Here is a 20,207-nt window from a genome sequence, read left to right as displayed (position 1 = left end):
TCGATGTGCGGGATAGCGGGTCTTGTCAGGCTGGACGGTGCTCCGATCTCTCCGGCCGTGCTGCAGCGGATGACGGATGCGATCGCGCATCGCGGCCCTGATGGGGAAGGCCAGTGGATCGACGGCAATGTCGGCATCGGCCATCGGCGCCTGTCGATCATCGACCTGTCGCCGGCGGGACATCAGCCGATGGCGAGCGCCGACGGCCGCTATTTGCTGAGCTACAATGGCGAGATCTACAATTTCCGCGAGCTCCGGGTGGAGCTGGAGGCGCGCGGCTATGCCTTCCGGTCGCGGACCGACAGCGAGGTGGTGCTGAACGCGCTCGCCGAATGGGGGGCGGAAGCGCTGACCCGCTTCAACGGTATGTTCGCCCTCGCGCTGTGGGATCGCCGGGCGCGGCGGCTGCTTCTTGCCCGCGACCGCTACGGCATCAAGCCGCTCTACGTCTATCGCGACGGTCGGCAGCTCGCCTTCGCTTCCGAGCAGAAGGCGATCATGACCCTTCCCGACTTTGCGCCCGTGGTCGACCGCGCGGCGTTGCTCGAATATTTCACCTTCCAGAACATCTTCACCGACCGGACCCTGCTGGAAGGGATCGCGCTGCTTCCGGCGGGTCATCACGCCCTGCTCGATCTCGGCCAGGACCGGCCGGCGATCGTCCAGAGCCGCTATTGGGATTTCGCCTTCCGCGAGCCCGAGAGGCCGGCCGAGGACGAGGCCTATCGCGAGGAGCTGGAGCGGCTGTTCCGCCAGGCCGTGTCGCGTCAGCTCGTCGGCGACGTGGAGCTCGGCTCCTATCTCAGCGGCGGCATGGATTCGGGCTCGATCACCGCGGTCGCCGCCCGCTCCTTCCCCTATCTCAAGACCTTCACCTGCGGCTTCGACCTGAGCTCGGCCTCGGGGATCGAGCTCGGCTTCGACGAGCGTGCCAAGGCCGAAGCCATGTCCTACCATTTCAAGACCGAACATTACGAGATGGTCCTGAAGGCGGGCGACATGGAGCGGGCGATGAAGCGGCTGGCCTGGCACCTCGAGGAGCCGCGGGTCGGCCAGAGCTATCCCAACTTCTACGCGGCCCAGCTCGCCTCCAAGTTCGTGAAGGTGGTGATGAGCGGGGCCGGCGGGGACGAGCTCTTCGGCGGCTATCCGTGGCGCTATTATCGGGCGGTCGTGAACGACAGCTTCGAGGATTATACGCGCAAATATTACGCCTTTTGGCAGCGCATGCTGACCGACCAGGAGCTGGCCAGCTTGATGCGGCCGATCTGGAGCGACGTCGCCGACGTGTCCACCCGCGACATCTTCCGCGACGTCTTCCGCCACCACGACGATTCGCTCAACAATGCGGAAGGCTATATCAACCATTCCCTCTATTTCGAGGCGAAGACCTTCCTGCACGGCCTCTTGGTGGTCGAGGACAAGCTCAGCATGGCGCACGGCCTGGAAACGCGGGTGCCGTTCCTCGACAACGACCTTGTCGACTTCGCGATGGGCCTGCCGGTGCGGCTGAAGCTCAACAATCTCGCCGAGGTGAGCCGGCTCAACGAGAACGAGTCCGGCGACAAGCCGGCCCGCTTCTTCCAGAAGACCCGCGACGGCAAGCAGATCCTGCGCGACGTCATGGGCCGCTTCATTCCCGAGGATGTGGCGAAGGCGGAGAAGCAGGGTTTCTCCGCCCCCGACGCAAGCTGGTTCAAGGGCGACAGCATCGACTTCGTCAGGGGAACCCTGATGAACGGGCAGGCGCGGATCTACGACTATCTGGATCGCGGCACCGTCCATCGCCTCCTCGGCGAGCATCTGAGCGGCGCCAACAACCGCCGCCTTCTGATCTGGTCGCTCCTCAGCTTCGAACAGTTCCTTCGGAATTTGGGCCGTGACTAGCTTCCTCGAGCAGCTGAAGACCTTCTGGCTGACGCGGCGCGAGGAGGTGAATGCGCGATTCCGGCGCACGCTGCCCTTCGGCGACTATGTCGTCGATCGGTGGGAGAAGGCTCGCGCGCTGGGCTTCGGCGAGGGCGCCTCGATCTACGACAGCGCGCTGGTGATCGGCGACGTCGCCGTCGGCGCGCAGACCTGGATCGGTCCGGGCACGGTGCTGGACGGGTCTGGCGGGCTCAGCATCGGCGCCTATTGCTCGATCTCGGCCGGCGTCCAGATCTACAGCCACGATTCGGTCGCCTGGGCGACCTCGGGAGGCGCGGCGCCGATCGAGCACGCTGCGACCCGGATCGGCGACCGCTGCTATATCGGCCCCAACACCGTGGTGGCGAAGGGGGTGACGATCGGCGACGGCTGCGTCGTCGGCGCGGGCAGCATCGTGCTCTCCGACCTGCCGCCCGGGAGCCGCGCCGCCGGCGCGCCGTGCCGGATCCTCGAGGGGGATGCAGGCGCGTCGTGATCGGGTCGAGGCCCAGCGGCAATATGGTCGACCAGGCGGTGCGCCAGAGCGCCGTCTACGGGACCGCGACGATCGTGTCGCGCGCGACCCTGCTCGTCTCGCTGCTCGTCCTGCCCTACATCCTGACGCCGCGCGACTATGGCGCGCTCAGCATGCTGGTCACGGTCGGCGCCCTGGTGGCGATCGCCGTGCCGCTGGAGATCTCGCAGGCCCTGGCCCGCTTCTACGCGCCCGCCTCGGCCGCGGCGAAAAAGGCTTATGCGAGCTCGGCACGCGGCTTCCTCCTGCTCGCGCTGCTCGCCTTCCTGGTTGTCGGACAAGCGCTGGCGGAGCCGCTCTGCGTGCTGATCCTCGGCGACGCCGCCTTCCTTCCGGCGTTCCGGGTCGCCCTCTTCCAGATGGCCCTCTACGGCCTGTTCCTGTTCTTCCAGAACCAGTGCCGCTGGGAGTTCCGCACCGCCGAATATGTCCTCATCAGCCTCGTTTTCAGCTTCTTCACCCTGGCCCTGTCGCTCGGCCTCGGCTTGCTCCTTGATCCGCCGCTGGTCGGCGTCGTGCTGGGCCAGCTCGCCGGCGCCGCGGTGGCGGCCGGCCTTGGAGCCTTCGGGCTGAGGCGCAGCTTCGAGCCGCGCATCGATCGGGCCAGGCTCGGGGAGATGCTCCGCTTCTCGCTGCCGCTCGTGCCTGCGAGTCTTGCCCTGTTTGCCAACGTCCATGGCAGCCGGATCGTCCTCAATGCCTTTTCGACGCTCGACGACGTCGGCCTCTACACGCTGGCGGCGCAGATCGGCGGCATCGCCCAGCTCGGGATCGTCGGCGTGCAGGCGGCCCTCACGCCGCTGATCATGGCCAATCATCACAAGCCGGAGACGCCGGCGCAGCTCGCCAGGATGTTCGAGGCCTTCTTCGGCAGCGCCGTGGTGGTCTGCCTGGGCCTCGGCCTGCTCGCGCCCGAGCTTATCTATTTCGTCGGCAATCCGGCCTATGTGAACGCGGGCCCGCTGGTGCTGATCCTCGCCCCGGCCCTGCTCCTATCACAGATGTACGTCTTCGCGCCCGGCTTCGCGGTGGCGAAGCGGACCGTGCAGCAGATGTGGGTGTCCATCGTCAGCGCCGCGCTCGGCCTTGCCGCCAATTTCTGGCTGATCCCGCTGTTCGGTATCGTCGGCGCCGCGTTGGCGACCCTGATCTCGGGGGCAAGCTTCCTCTTCCTGTGGTTCCTGTTCAGCCAGCGCCTTTATCCGATCCCGGTCCGCTGGTGGCTGATCGGGCTGGCGACTGCGGGGGGCGTCGGTCTCGGGCTCGCGGGGCAGCAGCTGGGCCCTGTCGGCCTGCTGCCCGGCCTCGCCGCCAAGGCGCTGATCATCGCCGTGGCCGCCAGCCTGGTCGTCATTGTCGGGCTCGTCCCGTTCCGATCCATTCTCGCGGTGCTGCGGGCGTTGCCGGCCAGGCCGGGCCGTCGCCGAGGAGCCGACCGATGAGCCGGAGCCTCGTCTATATCGACATGGCCTATACGATGGAGATCGTGCGGCAGAAGCAGCACCCGCAATTCTTCGAGATGCGCCATGCCGGCGGGTATTTCGATCGGGTATGGGGCGTCCATCCGATCGCCGACATCGCGGGCAAGGCGAGCCGCGAAATCGAGTTCATCCCGTTCAGCGAGCGCCAGACCGTTGTCGAGGGCGTAGCGGAGATGCTGCCGCTCCCGAAATTCCTGCTGCCGCTCAACTTCGTCTGGTCGCAATGGCGGCTGCTGCGGCGGCTTCGGCGTCTCGTCGAGGACGAGGACGTCTCGTTGATCTATGCGACCGACGCATATTATGCCGGGCTGTTCGGACTCATCCTGAAGCGGATGACACGTCGACCGCAGGTCGTCGCCGTATTCGCCAACCAGGACGACCTCTATGCGGCGACCGGTGCGCTGGCGATGCCGCGGCTGCTCCCCTTCCGCTTCCTCGAGCGCATGGTTGCGCGGCTGGTCCTGTCCCGGGCGGACCTGGTGGTGGCGGGCAACCGCAATAATCTCGGCTTCGCGGTCGACAATGGCGCGCGCGGCGCAACCGCGATCATTCCGGTCGCGAAGAACATCGAGGCGGTCCACCTCGCCGCTCCGGAAAGCCGCGGCTCGCCGGAGCTCCTGCTCGCTCGCCACGGCGTGGCGCCCGGTGCGCACCTCATGCTGTTCGTCGGCCGCCTGCTCCGTCTGAAACATCCGGACGAGGCCGTCCGGGCGATGGCGCGGGTGATCGAGCGCCGTCCCGAGGCGGTGGGCCTGCTCGCCGGGAGCGGTCCGATGCAAGCCGAGCTGGAAGCCCTGGTCGACGCGCTCGGCATGCGGGGGCGGATCCATTTCCTCGGCCATATCGACCAGGCCGAGCTCGCGCGGCTGGCGCCGAATTGCATCACCCTCTCGCCACTGACCGGTATGGCGCTCATCGAATCGGCGCTCGGCGCTTCGCCGATGGTCGTGTTCGACCGCGACTGGCAGGCCGAATTCGTCGAGGACGGGGTCAACGGCTTCGTCGTGCCGTTCCTCGATCATCGGGCGATGGCGGAGCGGACGCTGGCGCTGATCGACGATCTCGCGCTTCGCGACCGCATGGCCCGCGCGGCCCGGGCGCGTGCGCTGGAATTCGCCGACCAGGAGCGGATCCATGCGCTCGAGCGCGAGACTTACGAGCGGCTGATCGCCGCTCAGGGGCGATGAAGCTCCTCTTCGTCGTCAAGAGCCTCGTGCTGCCCGGCGGCGGCGCCGAACGGGTGCTCGCGCAGGTCAGCGGCGGACTCGCCCGGCGCGGCCACGATGTGGCCGTGGCGAGCTTCGATCGCCCGGGCCAGCCGAGCTTCTACGCGCTCGATGCAGCGGTCCGATGGCAGCCGCTCGGTGTTGGCCAAGTCCGGACCGGCACCGGCATCGGCGAGGCGCTCGGCCGGATCGCGGCACTGCGCCGGACCGTCCGGCAGGCCGGGCCCGATGCCGCGATCGGATTCATGCACAGCGCCTATATCCCGCTCGGGCTGGCTCTGCTCGGCAGTGGCGTGCCGATGCTGGCGAGCGAGCATATCGCCTACGAGCATTATCGGACGCGGCCGCTGCAGGCGGCGCTGCTGCGGCTGGCGCCGCGTCTCGCCCGCGCGATCACGATCATCTCGCCCGAAATCCGCTCCGGCTTTCCGCCTTCCCTGCGCCGCCGCATGGTCGTGCTGCCCAATCCGGTGGGCGCCTCCGGCGGCCGGCCCGCCGACCCGTGCGGCGGCGATCGTCCGTTCCGGACCCTCCTGGCGGTCGGCCGACTGGAGGCGCAGAAGGATCATGCCACGCTCATCCGGGCCTTTGCGGCTCTGGCCGACCGCTTCCCGGACTGGCGGCTCCGCATCGTCGGCGAAGGGTCGCTGCGCGGCGCGCTCGAGCGGCAGGTCCGCGAGCTCGGGCTCGAGGGCCGGGTCTTCATTCCGGGCGCCACGGCGGACATCGAAAGGGAATATGAAGCGGCGCAGCTGTTCGTCATGTCCTCGACCTATGAGAGCTTCGGCCTCACCACCGCGGAAGCGCTCGGTCACGGACTGCCGGTGATCGGCTTCGCCGACTGCCCCGGCACCAACGAACTGGTGCGCGACCGCGTCAACGGCCTGCTGGTCGACGGCGCGGATCGTGCGGCCGCGCTCGCCGCGGGCCTCGCCGAGCTGATGGGCTCGGGCGAGCTGCGCCGCCGCTACGGCGCCGCCGGGCCCGGTTCGATACAGGCCTTCGCCCCGGAACGGATCGTCGGTCTCTGGGAAAAGCTGCTGGCGGACATTGCCGCCGGCCGCAGGGAGGAGGGCTGAGCCATGTGCGGCCTAGCCGGCCTGGTCTCGCTTGGTCCGCCGGACCCTTCCTCGCTGCGGGCGATGGCATCAAGCCTGGCTCATCGCGGCCCGGACGACGAGGGGATCTGGTCGGACAGCGAAAGCGGCGTCGGGTTCGTGCATCGCCGGCTCTCGATCGTCGACCTGTCGCCCGCCGGGCATCAGCCGATGATCTCGCGCGACGGGCGCTGGGTGCTCACCTTCAATGGCGAGATCTACAATCATGGGGAAGTACGCGCGGAGCTCGAGGCGCAGGGGGAAGGCCCCTTTCGCGGGCATTCGGACACCGAGACGCTGCTGGAAGCCATTGCGAGATGGGGTCTCGAGACGACGCTCGCCCGCTGCACCGGCATGTTCGCTCTGGCGCTGTGGGACCGACGGGAGCGGCGGCTCTCCCTCGTCCGCGATCGGTTCGGGGAGAAGCCGCTCTATTTCGGCTGGGTGGCGGCCCGCTTCGTCTTCGCCTCCGAGCTGAAGGCGCTGAAGCGCCTCCCCGGCTTCGACAACGGCCTCAGCCGCGAAGCGCAAGGCGATTTCCTCCGCCTGGGCTACATCCCGGAACCTCATTCCATCTACCGGCGCCTCTACAAACTCGAGCCGGGTTGCCTGATCGAGGCTTCACCGGAGCAATTGCGGGCGCCGCTGGACTCGGCCCCTCGTGTCGGCGGCGGCCTCGTCCGACGCTGGTGGAGCTATCGGGACGTCGTCGTGGGCGGGCTCGCCGACCCGATCGTCCAGGAGGGGGAGGCGCTGGAGCGCCTCGAAGCGGCCCTGCTCCAGTCGGTCCGTGGCCAGGCCATGGCCGACGTCCCGGTCGGCGCCTTCCTTTCGGGCGGAATCGATTCCTCGACCGTGGTCGCTTTGTACCGCCAGCACGCCCCGGTCCGGACCTTCACCATCGGCTTCGAGGATGCGGCCTTCGACGAGGCGCCTTATGCCCGTGCGATCGCCGAGCATCTCGGCACCGAGCATCATGAAGCCTATGTCACCGCGGACGAGGCCCGGCAGGTCATTCCGCAGCTCGCGGCCATCTATGACGAGCCTTTCGCCGATTCCTCGCAGATCCCGACCTATCTCGTTTGCCGCCATGCACGCGCAGGCGTGAAGGTCGCGCTCTCGGGTGACGGCGGCGACGAGCTTTTCGGCGGCTATAATCGCTATCTCGCCGCTCCGCGTCTCTGGGCCCGGCTCAACCGGCTGCCGCTGCCGCTTCGAGCGGCCGCAGGCGCCGCGCTCGGCCTCGTCCCGGCCGGCGCCTGGAACGGCGCGGCGGACCTGGCCGGCCGTCGCAGCCGGCAACCGCATTTCGGCGCGAAGATCCGCAAGACGCTGCGCGCCATGGGCCATGCCCGCGGCATCGACGAAGTGCATCAGAGTTTCGTCGACGAATGGCAGGGCGAGCGGTCCCCGGGCGGCGCCGGGGACCTTGCCGACCTGTTTGGCCCGGTCGACCTCGTCGCCGCGCCGGATACGGTGCGGATGATGTATCGCGACGCCGTCACCTATCTTCCCGGCGACATATTGGCGAAGCTGGACCGGGCCTCGATGGCCGTGAGCCTGGAGACGCGGCTGCCGCTGCTCGATCATCGCGTGGCCGGAGTCGCGGCGCGGATTCCGCTGGCGATGAAGATCGACCGGGGCGTGGGCAAGCAGGTTCTGCGCACGCTGCTCTCACGCCATGTGCCGCCGGCGCTCCTGGAGCGGCCGAAGACCGGATTCGCCGTTCCGGTCGGCGAGTGGCTGCGCGGTCCGCTGCGATCCTGGGCCGAGGCCTTGCTCGACCCGAACAGCCTGCGCGAGCGCGGCCTCGACCCCCGGCCCATCCGGGACCGATGGCAGGCCCATCTCGCCCGCCGCGCCGACTGGACGGCCTCGCTGTGGTTCGTCCTGATGTTCCAGGCCTGGGCCGAGGAGGGGTGACAGCCGTCACGCCTGCCGTATCTTCGCAAGCATGACCTTGAACCGACGCGAATGGATCGCCGGCGCTTCGGCCGGGGCGGCCGGGCTGCTGCTCCCCACGGGATGCGCCGAAGCAGGGCAGGCAGATCCGCCGCCTTCCGTTCCGCAGCCTCGCCGCCCCGGCTCGGTGGTGACGCCGCCCGCCTCCCCTGATGCGCTCACGCCGGAGCAGTTCGGCGCGCGGGGCGACGGCGTCACCGACGACAGCGCGGCCTTCGCCGCCTTGGCGGCGCGGGTGAACGAACGAGGCGGGGGTGAGGTGGCGTTTCGCCGAACGACCTATCGGGTCGGCCGGCAGGGCGGCTATGAAAGGCGCACCCGCTACGCCTTTGAACCCGCACCCTTGCTCGAATTCGCCGGCTGCACTCGGCCGCTCACCATCCGCGGCAATGGCGCGATCATCCGCTGCGCACCCGGACTTCGCTACGGGACGTTCCACCGGAATAACGGGGAGCCGTTCTTTCACGATATGCCTCATCGCGGCTGGGATCAGCTCGCCACCCCCTATCGCTGGATGGTCAAGGTCGAGGGCTGCACCGGCCCGGTCGAGATCAGCGACCTGGAACTGGACGGCAACCTCGCCGCGCACCTTCTCGGCGGCGGACATGGCGACACCGGCCACCAGATTCCGGCGACTGGCATCGGTCTCTACGACAATCGCGGCGGCGAAGTGCTGCGGCGGATCCACACCCACCATCACGCCCTCGACGGGCTGCTGATCGACGGCCCCGACTGGGACGGTTCGGGAGGGCCGGAACGCCTGATCGAGGACGTCCGCTCCGAGTTCAATGGCCGCCAAGGCTGCAGCGTCACCGGCGGGGGAGGCTATGCCTTCCGCCGCTGCATTTTCTCCCATACCGGCCGCGCTGGAATCTCCAGCGCGCCGGGCGCGGGTGTCGACATCGAGGCGGAAGCCGGCAAGCGCGTCGGCGGCCTCCTCTTCCGCGACTGCCTCTTCGCCGACAATGTCGGCCAGGGGATGGTGGCCGACAGCGGCCCGAGCAAGGGCGCGCGCTTCGTCGGCTGCACCTTCGTCGGGACGACCAATTGGTCGGTGTGGCCGAACAAGCCGAACATCGCCTTCCAGGGCTGCACCTTCGTCGGTCCGGTCGTCCGCTGCTTCGGCGATTCCGAGCGGCCGGAACTGGCCACGAGGTTCGAGCGCTGCAGCTTTCGGGACGATCCGCGCCTGAGCCCGACCGGCCAAGTCTATGGCGGCGAGAATCCGGACCGGCCGATCGCCGACCTCCCCGACAATCCCGGGGTGCGCTTCGAAGGCTGCGATTTCCGCCTCACCGACCGGGCGGTCCTGCCCTGGACCACGAACGCCGTCACTTTCGCCGACTGCACCATGTCCCAGCGCTCTCGCGCGCGCAGCTATCCGCGCGGCACCTTTCTCGGCCGCAACCGTATCGACGGCAATGCCGTGCTCACCGGCGCCGTCGTGCGCGGCGAGCTGCTCCTCAACGGTCGCCTCGTGGCGCGGGGCCGGGTGACATGAGGGGCTCGGCGACCTGGGGCTGATCGGCTTCGATCGATCCCACGAACAGGAAGCTCGGCCGGATCAGGCCGCCAATGCCGATCTCGTTGACCGAATCCTCGCGCGAGATCTCGATCACCAGCCGATTCTCGCCGCCCCGCCGGATCGCCGGCGCCAAATCGAATATCGCCGGGCGGGAGAACTGACGCCCGCTGTCGCCGATCTCGCGTCCGTTCAGCCACACCCGCGCCTGGTCGTCGAACCCGCCCAGGAACAGCCCGACCGGGGCGTCGCCCCGTGCCAAGCCGTCGAGCCGGAAACGATGCTCGTACCAGACTGCAGCGACGGGATTCAGGCCCTGCGCCGCCCAGGTCGTCGAGTAGGTGCGGGTGACCGCGGCTCCCTCCGTGGGCAGGCCTGACGGAAAGCCAAGCGCTTCGCCGCGACGGTCCGGATCCCGGAGTGTCGCCAGAGCATCGGGAAGCCGGCGAATCAGCCGCCGCTCGCCGCCGCTATAGCCGGCGGCCTGTTCAGCGAAGGCGCCGACGAATCGCTCCAGGTGCTGCGGTGCTTCCTTGGCGACCAGATCGGGGTTGGTCGCATAGGCTTCACGCCAATGCCTATGCAAAGCCCGGTAGCGGTCGAGCGCCGTCTCGAAGTCGAAGCGCTGGGTTGCGCCGAAATATTCCAGATAGAGCCGAAGAGCCCTGATGCCGATCCCGGCATAGGAGATCCGCGTCTTCTCTTCGTCCAGCTCCGCCGCTTCGCCGGCGGCGGCGAGGTCCGCCTCGGCGGCCTCGACGAAGGCGAGATCGTAAATGAGCGGGAAGCTGTGATAGGATCCCGCTTCCTGGTTGGCGTCGTGCTGACGCTGGATCAGCTGCCGCCAACAGGATTCCATCCGATCGGCGCCCGCGCCGTAGGCGGCACGGCAATAGCGCGTCACCAGCGCGCGCCAGTCCTGGTTCGGGTTCCAGGCGAGCTGGGCATAGACCCAGTCGCTGAGGGCATAGACGCTCCACGCCTTGGTCGCCTCGACGTTCAGCCCCTCGATGCCGAGCGCGGCATAATAAGGCAGTTCCTCGCCCCAGATGCGCGCCTTGCAATAAGGAAGGAAATTGTCGGCCAGGTTCCAGCTATAGCCGCGGAACACCATCTTGTTGCCCTGGCGCCGCGCCAGCGCCCCCCATTGGTCGAGCGCGGCCTTGTAGGCGCGCTGCGTCTCCGACCGCGGGTCGAGCAGCGAATGGAAGCGCGAATAGCCGATCGGCGCGAAGGTCGGCACCAGCCGCAGATGGGGCCTGTAGCGGGCCGGGAAGCTGCCGTGCACCGAATAGGAATAATAGCCGACATGGACATTGGGATATTCCGCGCCCAGCCGCTCTAGGATCGTGTTGCCGAGCAGGACGACGAGGTCGGTGACGTCGGGCTCGCCCGACACGGGATCGACGCGCCCGCTATTGGCGGCGACGCTTTCCGGCGAGCGAGAGAAGCCGAGCCCGTCCGACGGCCCGATCGGAAACCCCATGGCGCGGTCCTTCGGCCATCCGCGGCGTCGAAATTCGGCCTCGATGTCCTCCACCATCAGCTCGATCACGCGGGGGTGCGTCGTCTCTATCTGCGGCCCTCGCCGGACCAGCTCGCCTCCGCGGGTCGGCCGGAGCGCGTACATGGTGGAATCCGCCTCGAACTCGGCCTTGTGCGCGTCGATGAACCTGATCCAGTGGTGGCCGCCGGTCCGCCGGGCCGGCGTCAGGCGGTCGGCGCCGCGCTGCCGCCGCAGCCACTGGTCGAACCTTTGCCGGTCCTGCGCCGTGATGATGCGCCGGCCGCCGCCATACCAGAGGTTGCGATACTGGAAGGCCGGCGCTTCGCTGAGGTCGAGTGCCGGCACGGTCACGGTCGCGCGCCGCGGGACGACTTCGCCGATCTCGCCCGGCATCACCCATTCGCACCCCAGCAGCTGGAGCAAACGATAGGCACCGAATTCGACGGCCTGTCCGCTCTCGCCCCCGATCAGCAGCAGCCCGCCGCGGCTGAGCAGCCGGTAGCCCTCGCGCGAGGGGCTCTGGGCGGCAGGAGCCGCACCCAGCCGGGCGGCCGGCTCCCCCAGCACGATGGCAGGCGACGGGGGCGGGGCCGCTCCGTCATCCGCAACCAGCTCCAGCTCGGCCCCCGCCATCCGCCGGAAATGGTGATTCAGCTCGGCGGCGGCACGACGTTCCTCTTCGCCTGCGCTGGACGAAAGGACGATGCGGCCCAGCGCCCGGCCCTCCCGGATCAGGGTGATGGCGCCCTCTGCCTCACTCGAAGGGCGGGACTCCCGCCCGGCGGCTGCGCTGGCCCGGGCGCCCGCCATCCCGAGGGCTGCGAGCTGCCCCATGAAGGCACGGCGGGAAACGAAAGGGCGGAAGGCCATTGCCGTCCCCCTAGGGATAGGACTCGCCGACGGGCAAGTGCATGTGAAGGCCGTGTCGCGCTTTCGTCAGGGCCAGGTCTGAGCTATCGGCGGCGCAATCGTCGGACGAAGGCGCGCTGCGCCGCATTCCCCGGAGCCGCATGGATTGGACCGAATTCAAGGACTATCTGTCGCTGATAACCGATCTCGATGAGGATGCCCTTCACATCTATGCGGCCGTCCTGCTCCAGCTCGTCGCCGCGGCGCTGATGCGCCGGTCGCTGGCTAGCCCGTTTCCGTGGCTGTTCGTGCTGCTTGTTCTGCTCCTCAACGAATGGGCCGACCTGCGCGAGCCGGGAAAGCCGATCGAGGAGTGGCAGGTCATCGGCGGGTTGAAGGACCTGTGGAACACTATGGTCCTCCCCACTCTGCTACTCCTGCTCGCGCGCTTCGTGCCGGGGCTGTTGACCGGCAAGCGGGCAGATCGCCAGCCGCCCCATCGAACCGTGCCTATCCAATCGAGAAACGAATGAATCCTGAATCGATCAATGGGGCGGCGCGATCCGGGGCGCGGCGCCTGACCCATCTCGAGCGGCTCGAGGCCGAGAGCATCCACATCATCCGCGAGGTGGTCGCTGAGGCTGAGCGGCCGGTCATGCTCTATTCGATCGGCAAGGACAGCTCGGTGATGCTGCACCTGGCGCGAAAGGCATTCCATCCCGCGCCGCCGCCTTTTCCTTTGCTCCACGTCGACACCACCTGGAAATTCCGGGCGATGTACGAGATGCGCGACCGCATGGCGGCTGAGGCGGGCATGGACCTCATCGTCCACCGCAATCCGGAGGCGGAGAGGCTCGGCATCAATCCATTCGATCATGGCGGCCGCCATACCGACATGTGGAAGACCGAGGGGCTCAAGCAGGCGCTCGATCAACATCGGTTCGACGCGGCCTTCGGCGGCGCGCGCCGGGACGAGGAGAAGAGCCGGGCGAAGGAGCGCATCTTCAGCTTCCGCTCGGCCAATCATCGGTGGGACCCGAAGAACCAGCGCCCAGAGCTGTGGCGGGTCTACAATGCCCGCAAGCATCCCGGCGAGAGCATCCGCGCCTTCCCTCTGTCCAACTGGACCGAGCTCGACATCTGGCAATATATCCACCAGGAGGGGATCCCGATCGTCCCCCTCTATTTTTCGGCGCCGCGGCCGACGGTGGAGCGCGACGGCCTGCTGCTGATGGTGGACGACGATCGCTTCCCGTTGCGCCCCGGCGAGGCCCCCGTCATGCGCTCTATCCGTTTCCGGACCTTGGGTTGCTACCCGCTCACCGGCGCGGTCGAGAGTGAGGCGGCGACGCTGGAGGACATCATCCGCGAAATGCTGCTCACCACCACCTCCGAGCGGCAGGGGCGCGCGATCGACCACGATCAGGCGGCGAGCATGGAGAAGAAGAAGCAGGAGGGATATTTCTGATGTCCCTCCAGGTCTACGGCTCGTCCGAGCTGATCGAGCGGGATATCGTCCGTTATCTCGAGCAGCATCGCGACAAGGGCCTGCTGCGGCTGATCACCTGCGGCTCGGTCGATGACGGCAAATCCACCCTGATCGGCCGGCTGCTCTACGATTCGAAGATGATCTTCGAGGACCAGCTTGCCGCGCTCGAGGCCGATTCGCGCCGGCACGGCACCCAGGGACAGGAGATCGATTTCGCCCTTTTGGTCGACGGCCTCGCCGCGGAGCGGGAGCAGGGGATCACCATCGACGTCGCCTATCGCTTCTTCGCGACCGACAGGCGCAAGTTCATCGTCGCCGACGCGCCGGGGCACGAGCAATATACCCGCAACATGGTCACCGGCGCCTCGACCGCTGACCTCGCCGTCATCCTGGTCGATGCGCGCAGGGGCGTGCTCGTCCAGACGCGCCGCCATTCCTATCTCGTCCACCTGCTCGGCATCCGCAACATCGTGCTCGCGGTGAACAAGATGGACCTCGTCGATTACGATCAGGCCCGGTTCGACGAGATCGTCGCCGACTATCGCGCCTTCGCGGCCGGGCTCGGCATCGCGGAATTCACCGCCATTCCGATCTCGGGGCTGAGGGGCGACAATATCACCGCCCCATCCGGCCAGATGGACTGGTATGACGGCCCCACCTTCCTGCGCCATCTCGAGGCGGTTCCGCTCGAGGAATCCGCGCTTCAGGCGGCGCCGTTTCGGATGCCCGTGCAGTGGGTCAACCGGCCGAACCACGAGTTTCGCGGCTATTGCGGCCTGATCGCGTCCGGCACGGTGCGGCCGGGCGATCGTGTCCGCATCCTGCCGTCCGGGCGCACTACGCAGGTGAGCCGCATCGTCACCTTCGGCGAGGAACCCGATCTGGCCGTCGCCGATCAGTCGGTGACCCTGGTGCTTGCCGACGAGGTGGATGTTTCCCGCGGCGACGTCATCGCGGCCGCCGACGCGCCGCTCGAATCGTCCGACCAGTTCGAGGCCACCTTGGTCTGGATGGACGAGGAGCCGATGCTCCCGGGCCGCTCCTATTGGCTGAAGATCGGCGGCGCGACCGTCTCCGCATCGGTCACCGACATCAAGCACCAGGTCAACGTCAACACGCTGGAGGAGATGCCGGCGAAGACGCTGGAGCTGAACGGCATCGGCGAGGTCAAGCTCGCATTCGGCCGGGCCGTCCCATTTGCGCCGTTCGACGAGAATCGCGACCTCGGCGGGTTCATCCTGATCGACCGGCTGACCAACGCGACGGTCGGCGCCGGCATGATCCGCTATGCCCTCCGTCGGGCGCAGAACGTCCATTGGCAGCATCTCGAGGTGACGCGCGAGGCCCATGCCGCGCTCAAGGGGCAGAGGCCCAAGGTCGTCTGGTTCACTGGATTGTCGGGGGCGGGCAAGTCGACCATCGCCAACCTGGTCGAAAAGAGGCTCCACCTCATGGGGCGGCACACCTTCCTGCTCGACGGCGACAATATCCGCCATGGCCTCAACCGCGATCTCGGCTTCACCGATGCCGACAGGGTGGAGAATGTCCGCCGCATCGGCGAGGTGGCGAAGCTGATGGCGGATGCCGGCCTGATCGTCCTGTGCGCCTTCATCTCGCCCTTCCGGGCGGAGCGGCGCCTTGTGCGCGACATGCTCCCCGATGGCGAATTCTGCGAGGTCTTCGTCGATGCGCCGCTGGAGGTCGCCGAGCAGCGCGACGCCAAGGGCCTCTACGCCAAGGCCCGACGCGGCGAGCTACCCAACTTCACCGGCATCGACAGCCCCTACGAGCCGCCCGAGCAGGCCGAGATCCGCATCGACACCACCGCCATGTCGCCCGAGGAAGCGGCCGAGCGGATCGTCGCGGCGCTGGCGTGATCGTGGGAGCGGAACGCTCATGCTGATCGACGTCGCGCGCAATCTGAACCGCCGCCTGCCCGGCGGTCTGCGACGGGCGCTCCTGGTTCGCCGGCGCGCCCGTTTTTGGCTGGATGCGGGGATCGTCTTCATCCATGTCCCGAAGGCCGCGGGAACCAGCTTCAACGAGGCGCTCTACGGCCGCTTCATGGGCCATCCGCACGCGCGCGACATCAAGCGCTGGGCGCCGGCTGCGGTCGGAAAGCTGCCCATGTTCGGAATCACCCGCAATCCGTGGGACCGCCTGGTCTCCGCCTGGCGATTCGCCCGCCAGGGACGCGGCGTCGGCGAGACCTACCGTGCCGGCATGTGGCAAGCCGAGAGGTACCAGATACCGGAGTTCGAGACGTTCGAGCGATTCGTGAAGGAATGGCTCGCGCCGCGCGACGTGACCAAGCTGGACGGCGTGTTCCAGCCGCAGTGGATGTTCCTCTGTGATCGGCGCGGGAACTTGCTGGTCGATCATGTGGGCACGCTGGAGGACCTCGGGCCGACGCTGGACTTCGTGCGCCGAGTGCGCGGGGTATCACTCCAGATAAGGCAGGCGAACCGGTCTGGAGAGACGGTAGACTATCGCCGCTTCTATACCCCGGAACTGGCGGATCTGGTCGGTCATATTTACGAGGCAGACGCGGCGAGGTTCGGCTATGCCTTCTGAAATCTTCGGCAGAGGCTCGGTAGCGATCCTGAACGGGGTGCTTCGACTGCGCCCGCGCTGATGTCAGATCCCCGCAGACTGAGAGGTGCGAAGCACCAATCTGGTAGACTCGACCCATCAAATTCCGGGACCAAACATCTAACCCCCCATACTAGCTCCCCTGCCAACCTGATATCACGCGAAATCCAACGACTTTGAGTCCAGGCTCCGCGAATTGCTCAACGCGTCCTGTGAATGTGCTTCTCATGAATGAGCAACAGCCGCTCATCAGCCGGACTTGGCCCTGCGATCCGGCCAAGCGAAGAAACAATCGAGTTCACCATCCAATCAAGCGGAATTTCGGATCATCGAATAGTCTGATTCCCGACCTTTCCACAATGGAGTCGGCATTCGGCGGGTAGCTTGAGCCGCACTTGCTTGACTGACCACCCGACTGCCTTACTCTCACGTACATGAGCTCCGCCGCTCCAACTCGGTTTCATCGTCCCGACATTGACGGCCTCCGTGCAGTGGCGATCACTCCCGTGGTCCTCTACCATGCCGGATTTCCGCTCTTTTCGGGCGGTTATGTCGGCGTCGATGTGTTCTTTGTAATCTCGGGATTCCTGATAGGAGGCATCGTATATCGTAGCGTCGAGGCTGGCACCTTTATCTATTCCGATTTCTACGCAAGAAGAATGCGGCGGATCGTTCCTGCCCTGGCCACGGTTATGATCGTCTTCCTGGCTGTTGGCATAGTCATCTTTACACCGACGGAACTAGACAGCTTTGCCGTCAGCGCATTTGCAGCTACATTCGGCTTATCCAACATCCTATTCTGGATGGAAACTGACTATTTCTCGGCGGCAGCAGAGCGAAACCCGATGCTGATGACGTGGTCGCTCGGCGTCGAGGAGCAATTCTATTTTCTTCTACCTATCTTGCTCCTCCTGACTTCCCGACTACCGCGGCGGGCGACGTTGCCAATACTCGGCGCCACATCCCTCGCTTCCTTTGCCATCTCTGCGTGGATCACGGGGCGCGATCCATCCTTCGCTTTCTATTGGCTGCCGACAAGGGCGTGGGAGCTCGGTGTCGGCGTCATGCTCGCGATCCGGGAAGAACGGTCGGGTTCGATGATTGTCTCGCCCTTGCTACGTTCCGCCGCCGGAATCACTGGTGCCAGCGTCATCGCCGTATCCGTATTCGCATTTGACTATTCCACGCCCTTCCCGGGCGCCGCGGCAGCTGTGCCAGTGATTGGCGCGACTCTCCTGATCGCCGCGCGTCACGGCCCAGTAAGTTGGCTTCTCGGCCGCAAACCGATCGCGTTGATCGGCCTGGTTTCCTACTCATGGTACTTGTGGCACTGGCCCCTCATGGCGACTATGCGCACAGTCGCGAACCGGAACGTGCCCGGGCACCTCGCCGACCTGACCACGATGGAGGCCCTCGCTGCAGTTGTCGTGTCCTTCATTCTCGCTTTTCTTTCATGGCATATCATCGAGAAACCGTTCCGAAGATCGGCGACAGGTCGCCGTACCTTGTGCCGACGCTATGCTATCGTAGTAGCCGCAGTCGCGGTTCCAACCGCAGCCGCTGCCCGCTTAGACGGATTGCCGGGCCGTTACCCGGGATCGGACGTAGCAAGGCCGATTGTTGACCACACTTGCTTCAGCGGCAACGGTACCTCGGGCCTGCCTGCGCCACGACATTGCTATGGCGAAGGTCCGGGCGTGGCCATCTTGGGCGACAGCCACGCTAATGCGATTGCGCCCGGAATTCGGACTTGGGCGGAAGCGCAGGGCCTTTCGGTGACCCAATTCACCAAAGCTTCCTGTCCATCGCTACTAGGCTACGCGCCGCTGTTTCCGGAGCGGCCTTTCCTTTCGGTCGAGTGTGGGCGTTTCAACAAGCTGGCCCTCGCGAAAGTACTCCAGGATTCCGGCATATCGACCGTGTTCGTCGCCGGATATTGGAGCGCGTACGTTATTGACGACGGGCGCGCGATCGTCACGACCGACGGCTCAGACGGCCTTCCCGGAACAAGCGCCGCTCGCCTCCACAGGGGCCTCGTGGACCTGACACGCCGCCTGACTTCTGCTGGAAAGCGGGTGGTCATATTGGGAGACGTGCCGATTGCCTCCTTCGACGTAGCCGCCGAGCGTGCTGCAAGTGCAATTCCTGCCAGGCGCTACGCCGCTTCACTTATGACGGGGCGACCGATGCTCGGGGAGCGCGTCCGATCGAGCTTCTTTTCGCTAGACGGCAGCGACGATCTCATCCTTGATGCGGGGCAGCGAGGAGGCGGCCGCGTCATCCTCCTACGGCGAACGCTATGCGCCGAATCCGGCTGTCAGGTCATGGCCGATGGACACTTGTTCTACCGCGATGCACAGCATCTCAGCGCCGCCGGCGCTCATTTTGTGGTTCGCGCGCTCGAATCGAGCAACTAGGCCTTGATCTAGCTAGTTGACGTTCGGCCATAGCCAATGGATCGGCACGCCCTCCTTTTCGGTTGATGACGAGGACGGAGTATGATCGGCGGGGTGAGTGATGCGGAAAACGTGAATGGATTTCCCCAAGCCTGAAGTTACCTCAGGAACCTTAGTCCTGCCATTGCGCGTCTGTCGCCGCGCCCGCTACTAGGTGCGGGATCGTCTTTCTCCACGTGCCAAGTGCTGCGGCGAGTATCTTCTACGCCGCGCCCCATGGCCGCTGCATGGCCCATCCACGAGCATGCGACGTTGTGCTTTGGGCACTGGCCGCCGTGCAGGCCCTGCTTATATTCGGCACCACCCGTAATCCTTGAGACCGGCAGCTCTCTGCCTGGCGCATCCGCTTGGGAGGATCGCGCCGTCGGCGAGTCCTGGGCTGCCATATTCCAGACGCAGCGGAGTTGTTTTCCTCACGCTGGAACTGGCGGAGCTAGTGGGCCGTATTTGCGGGATGGATGCGACGAGGTTCAACTATACCTTCTGAAGTGCTCGACAAGGGCTCGGTGACGATCTGGTGAGCGTGCTACGGCTGCGCCCGGCCTGGCGTCGGATCCTGACAAGTTGAGAGGTCAATAGCATCATGCTGGCTGACCCGGAATGCCCGGCCTGCGGAAACCGGAATTGGAGCATCATCGGCGAGCGCATCTATCGTGCTGAAGCTCTCTCGGCGCGCAGTCCGGCTGCGAGCCGCATTCTATTCAAGACGTGGCTTCCCGGCACAATCGAGTTCCGCGCGAAATTCGGCGCCTGCAGGGGCTGCGCCTTCGTGACTTGCCTCCCCCGCCCCAGCGAAGACGACATCCGGAAGAAATACGAACAAGGCGCCCAGCTTGGTCATTATATTCCCTCGAAAGGTGAGGCGCCTGAGCGGACGAGACGACGGGCGCGTCGCCTGGCGCGCATCGTCACGCCTCATCTGACCAGGTCCGTCGATCAGTCGAGGATTCTCGACTTCGGGGGCGGCGATGGCCGCTTGCTCGACGAACTCGTTTCCGCCGGCGCCAGCGGCGATGTCGTGGACTATTGCCGCACGCCGGTCCCAGGCGTTCGCCACATCGGGAATACCGAAGAGGATTTGCCCCGGACGGCGACCTATGATGCGGTCATTTGCAGCCATGTCGTCGAACATTTGGCGATGCCGCATTCCGTCCTGCAGAGACTGAGGATGGTCATCCGGCTAGGCGGCATCCTTTACGTCGAGGTTCCGGTCGAGCTGATCAAGTCGATGCCGGCAGCGCGGGAGCCCGTCACCCACTGCAACTTCTTCATTCCCGAAAGTCTCGCCACGCTTCTGCAGCGCTCGGGCTTTCGCCTGCTGGAGTGCAAGCTCACCACCTATCCACATCCCGGGGGCGGCTGGTCGCTCTGCGTTGCGGCCATTGCCACGCCGGATGAGGATGTCACTGCCAGCTTGTCGGGCATCGAGGCATTGAATCGCTACCTGCGCCCGCCGCTTCCGTTCATGGCAAGGATCCAGCTGATGTCCTGGCGAACCTTGCCGCAGCGCTTCTATCGAAAGTTCAGGTCTCGAGCAGGCCGTTGATCAGGAGCCGCCGACGGGCTTGGAGATCCTGCAGATC

General features: G+C 66.4%; 14 protein-coding genes. 13 read left to right on the top strand and 1 reads right to left on the bottom strand.

Annotated elements, in window-relative coordinates; genetic code table 11:
* The first annotated feature begins 3 nt into the window (after positions 1-3).
* Genes asnB (DDE10_RS11295) through DDE10_RS11265 form a run of 7 tightly spaced genes read left to right on the top strand, consistent with a single transcriptional unit; the run spans position 4 to position 9,710 of the window.
* Complete coding sequence (gene asnB, locus DDE10_RS11295; RefSeq protein WP_114952877.1) at positions 4-1,887, top strand: asparagine synthase (glutamine-hydrolyzing); 1,884 nt, start codon at positions 4-6, stop codon at positions 1,885-1,887.
* Complete coding sequence (locus tag DDE10_RS11290) at positions 1,880-2,404, top strand: acyltransferase (protein WP_114952876.1); 525 nt, start codon at positions 1,880-1,882, stop codon at positions 2,402-2,404. Before asnB (DDE10_RS11295) ends, DDE10_RS11290 begins: the two co-directional genes overlap by 8 nt.
* Positions 2,401-3,885 carry a lipopolysaccharide biosynthesis protein gene (locus DDE10_RS11285; RefSeq protein WP_114952875.1) on the top strand — a complete coding sequence of 495 codons (1,485 nt, stop codon included), beginning with the start codon at positions 2,401-2,403 and terminating at the stop codon, positions 3,883-3,885. Before DDE10_RS11290 ends, DDE10_RS11285 begins: the two co-directional genes overlap by 4 nt.
* Positions 3,882-5,111, top strand: a complete 1,230-nt coding sequence (locus DDE10_RS11280) for a glycosyltransferase (RefSeq protein ID WP_114952874.1) — start codon at positions 3,882-3,884, stop codon at positions 5,109-5,111. Before DDE10_RS11285 ends, DDE10_RS11280 begins: the two co-directional genes overlap by 4 nt.
* Positions 5,108-6,229, top strand: a complete 1,122-nt coding sequence (locus DDE10_RS11275) for a glycosyltransferase family 4 protein (protein ID WP_114952873.1) — start codon at positions 5,108-5,110, stop codon at positions 6,227-6,229. Before DDE10_RS11280 ends, DDE10_RS11275 begins: the two co-directional genes overlap by 4 nt.
* A gap of 3 nt (positions 6,230-6,232) precedes the next feature.
* Positions 6,233-8,170 (top strand): asparagine synthase (glutamine-hydrolyzing), encoded by a 1,938-nt coding sequence (asnB, locus tag DDE10_RS11270; RefSeq protein ID WP_114952872.1) that lies wholly within the window; start codon positions 6,233-6,235, stop codon positions 8,168-8,170.
* A gap of 37 nt (positions 8,171-8,207) precedes the next feature.
* Positions 8,208-9,710, top strand: coding sequence for a right-handed parallel beta-helix repeat-containing protein (locus tag DDE10_RS11265; RefSeq protein ID WP_162806566.1), 1,503 nt, complete (start codon positions 8,208-8,210; stop codon positions 9,708-9,710).
* Here DDE10_RS11265 and DDE10_RS11260 read toward each other — a convergent pair.
* Positions 9,673-12,108, bottom strand: coding sequence for a DUF4838 domain-containing protein (locus DDE10_RS11260; RefSeq protein ID WP_114952870.1), 2,436 nt, complete (start codon positions 12,106-12,108; stop codon positions 9,673-9,675). The two genes, DDE10_RS11265 and DDE10_RS11260, sit on opposite strands and share 38 nt — an antisense overlap.
* Positions 12,109-12,248: 140 nt before the next feature.
* Here DDE10_RS11260 and DDE10_RS11255 point away from each other — a divergent pair, with 140 nt between their 5' ends.
* The 6 genes from DDE10_RS11255 to DDE10_RS11230 all read left to right on the top strand — a co-directional run bounded on the left by DDE10_RS11255 (position 12,249) and on the right by DDE10_RS11230 (position 20,170).
* Positions 12,249-12,620 (top strand): hypothetical protein, encoded by a 372-nt coding sequence (locus DDE10_RS11255; RefSeq protein ID WP_114952869.1) that lies wholly within the window; start codon positions 12,249-12,251, stop codon positions 12,618-12,620.
* The gene (cysD, locus tag DDE10_RS11250; protein ID WP_114952868.1) at positions 12,617-13,555 is read left to right on the top strand and encodes a sulfate adenylyltransferase subunit CysD; all 939 of its coding nucleotides are present in this window, start codon (positions 12,617-12,619) and stop codon (positions 13,553-13,555) included. Before DDE10_RS11255 ends, cysD begins: the two co-directional genes overlap by 4 nt.
* Positions 13,555-15,453: a sulfate adenylyltransferase subunit CysN gene (gene cysN, locus DDE10_RS11245; RefSeq protein WP_114952867.1), complete on the top strand. Its 1,899-nt coding sequence runs from the start codon at positions 13,555-13,557 to the stop codon at positions 15,451-15,453. The genes cysD and cysN overlap by 1 nt, the downstream gene beginning before the upstream one ends.
* Positions 15,454-15,472: 19 nt before the next feature.
* Positions 15,473-16,150: a sulfotransferase family 2 domain-containing protein gene (locus tag DDE10_RS11240; RefSeq protein WP_114952866.1), complete on the top strand. Its 678-nt coding sequence runs from the start codon at positions 15,473-15,475 to the stop codon at positions 16,148-16,150.
* Between the two features lie 452 nt (positions 16,151-16,602).
* The gene (locus tag DDE10_RS11235) at positions 16,603-18,585 is read left to right on the top strand and encodes an acyltransferase family protein (RefSeq protein WP_114952865.1); all 1,983 of its coding nucleotides are present in this window, start codon (positions 16,603-16,605) and stop codon (positions 18,583-18,585) included.
* A 622-nt stretch (positions 18,586-19,207) separates the two neighbouring features.
* Positions 19,208-20,170, top strand: coding sequence for a class I SAM-dependent methyltransferase (locus DDE10_RS11230; protein ID WP_114952864.1), 963 nt, complete (start codon positions 19,208-19,210; stop codon positions 20,168-20,170).
* Positions 20,171-20,207: the final 37 nt, after the last annotated feature.

It is taken from the genome of Sphingosinicella terrae, assembly GCF_003347635.1.
Classification (GTDB): Bacteria; Pseudomonadota; Alphaproteobacteria; order Sphingomonadales; family Sphingomonadaceae; genus Allosphingosinicella; species Allosphingosinicella terrae.
The sequence above is the reverse complement of the archived record's forward strand: the minus strand, read 5'-3'. Positions and strand labels throughout refer to the sequence as shown.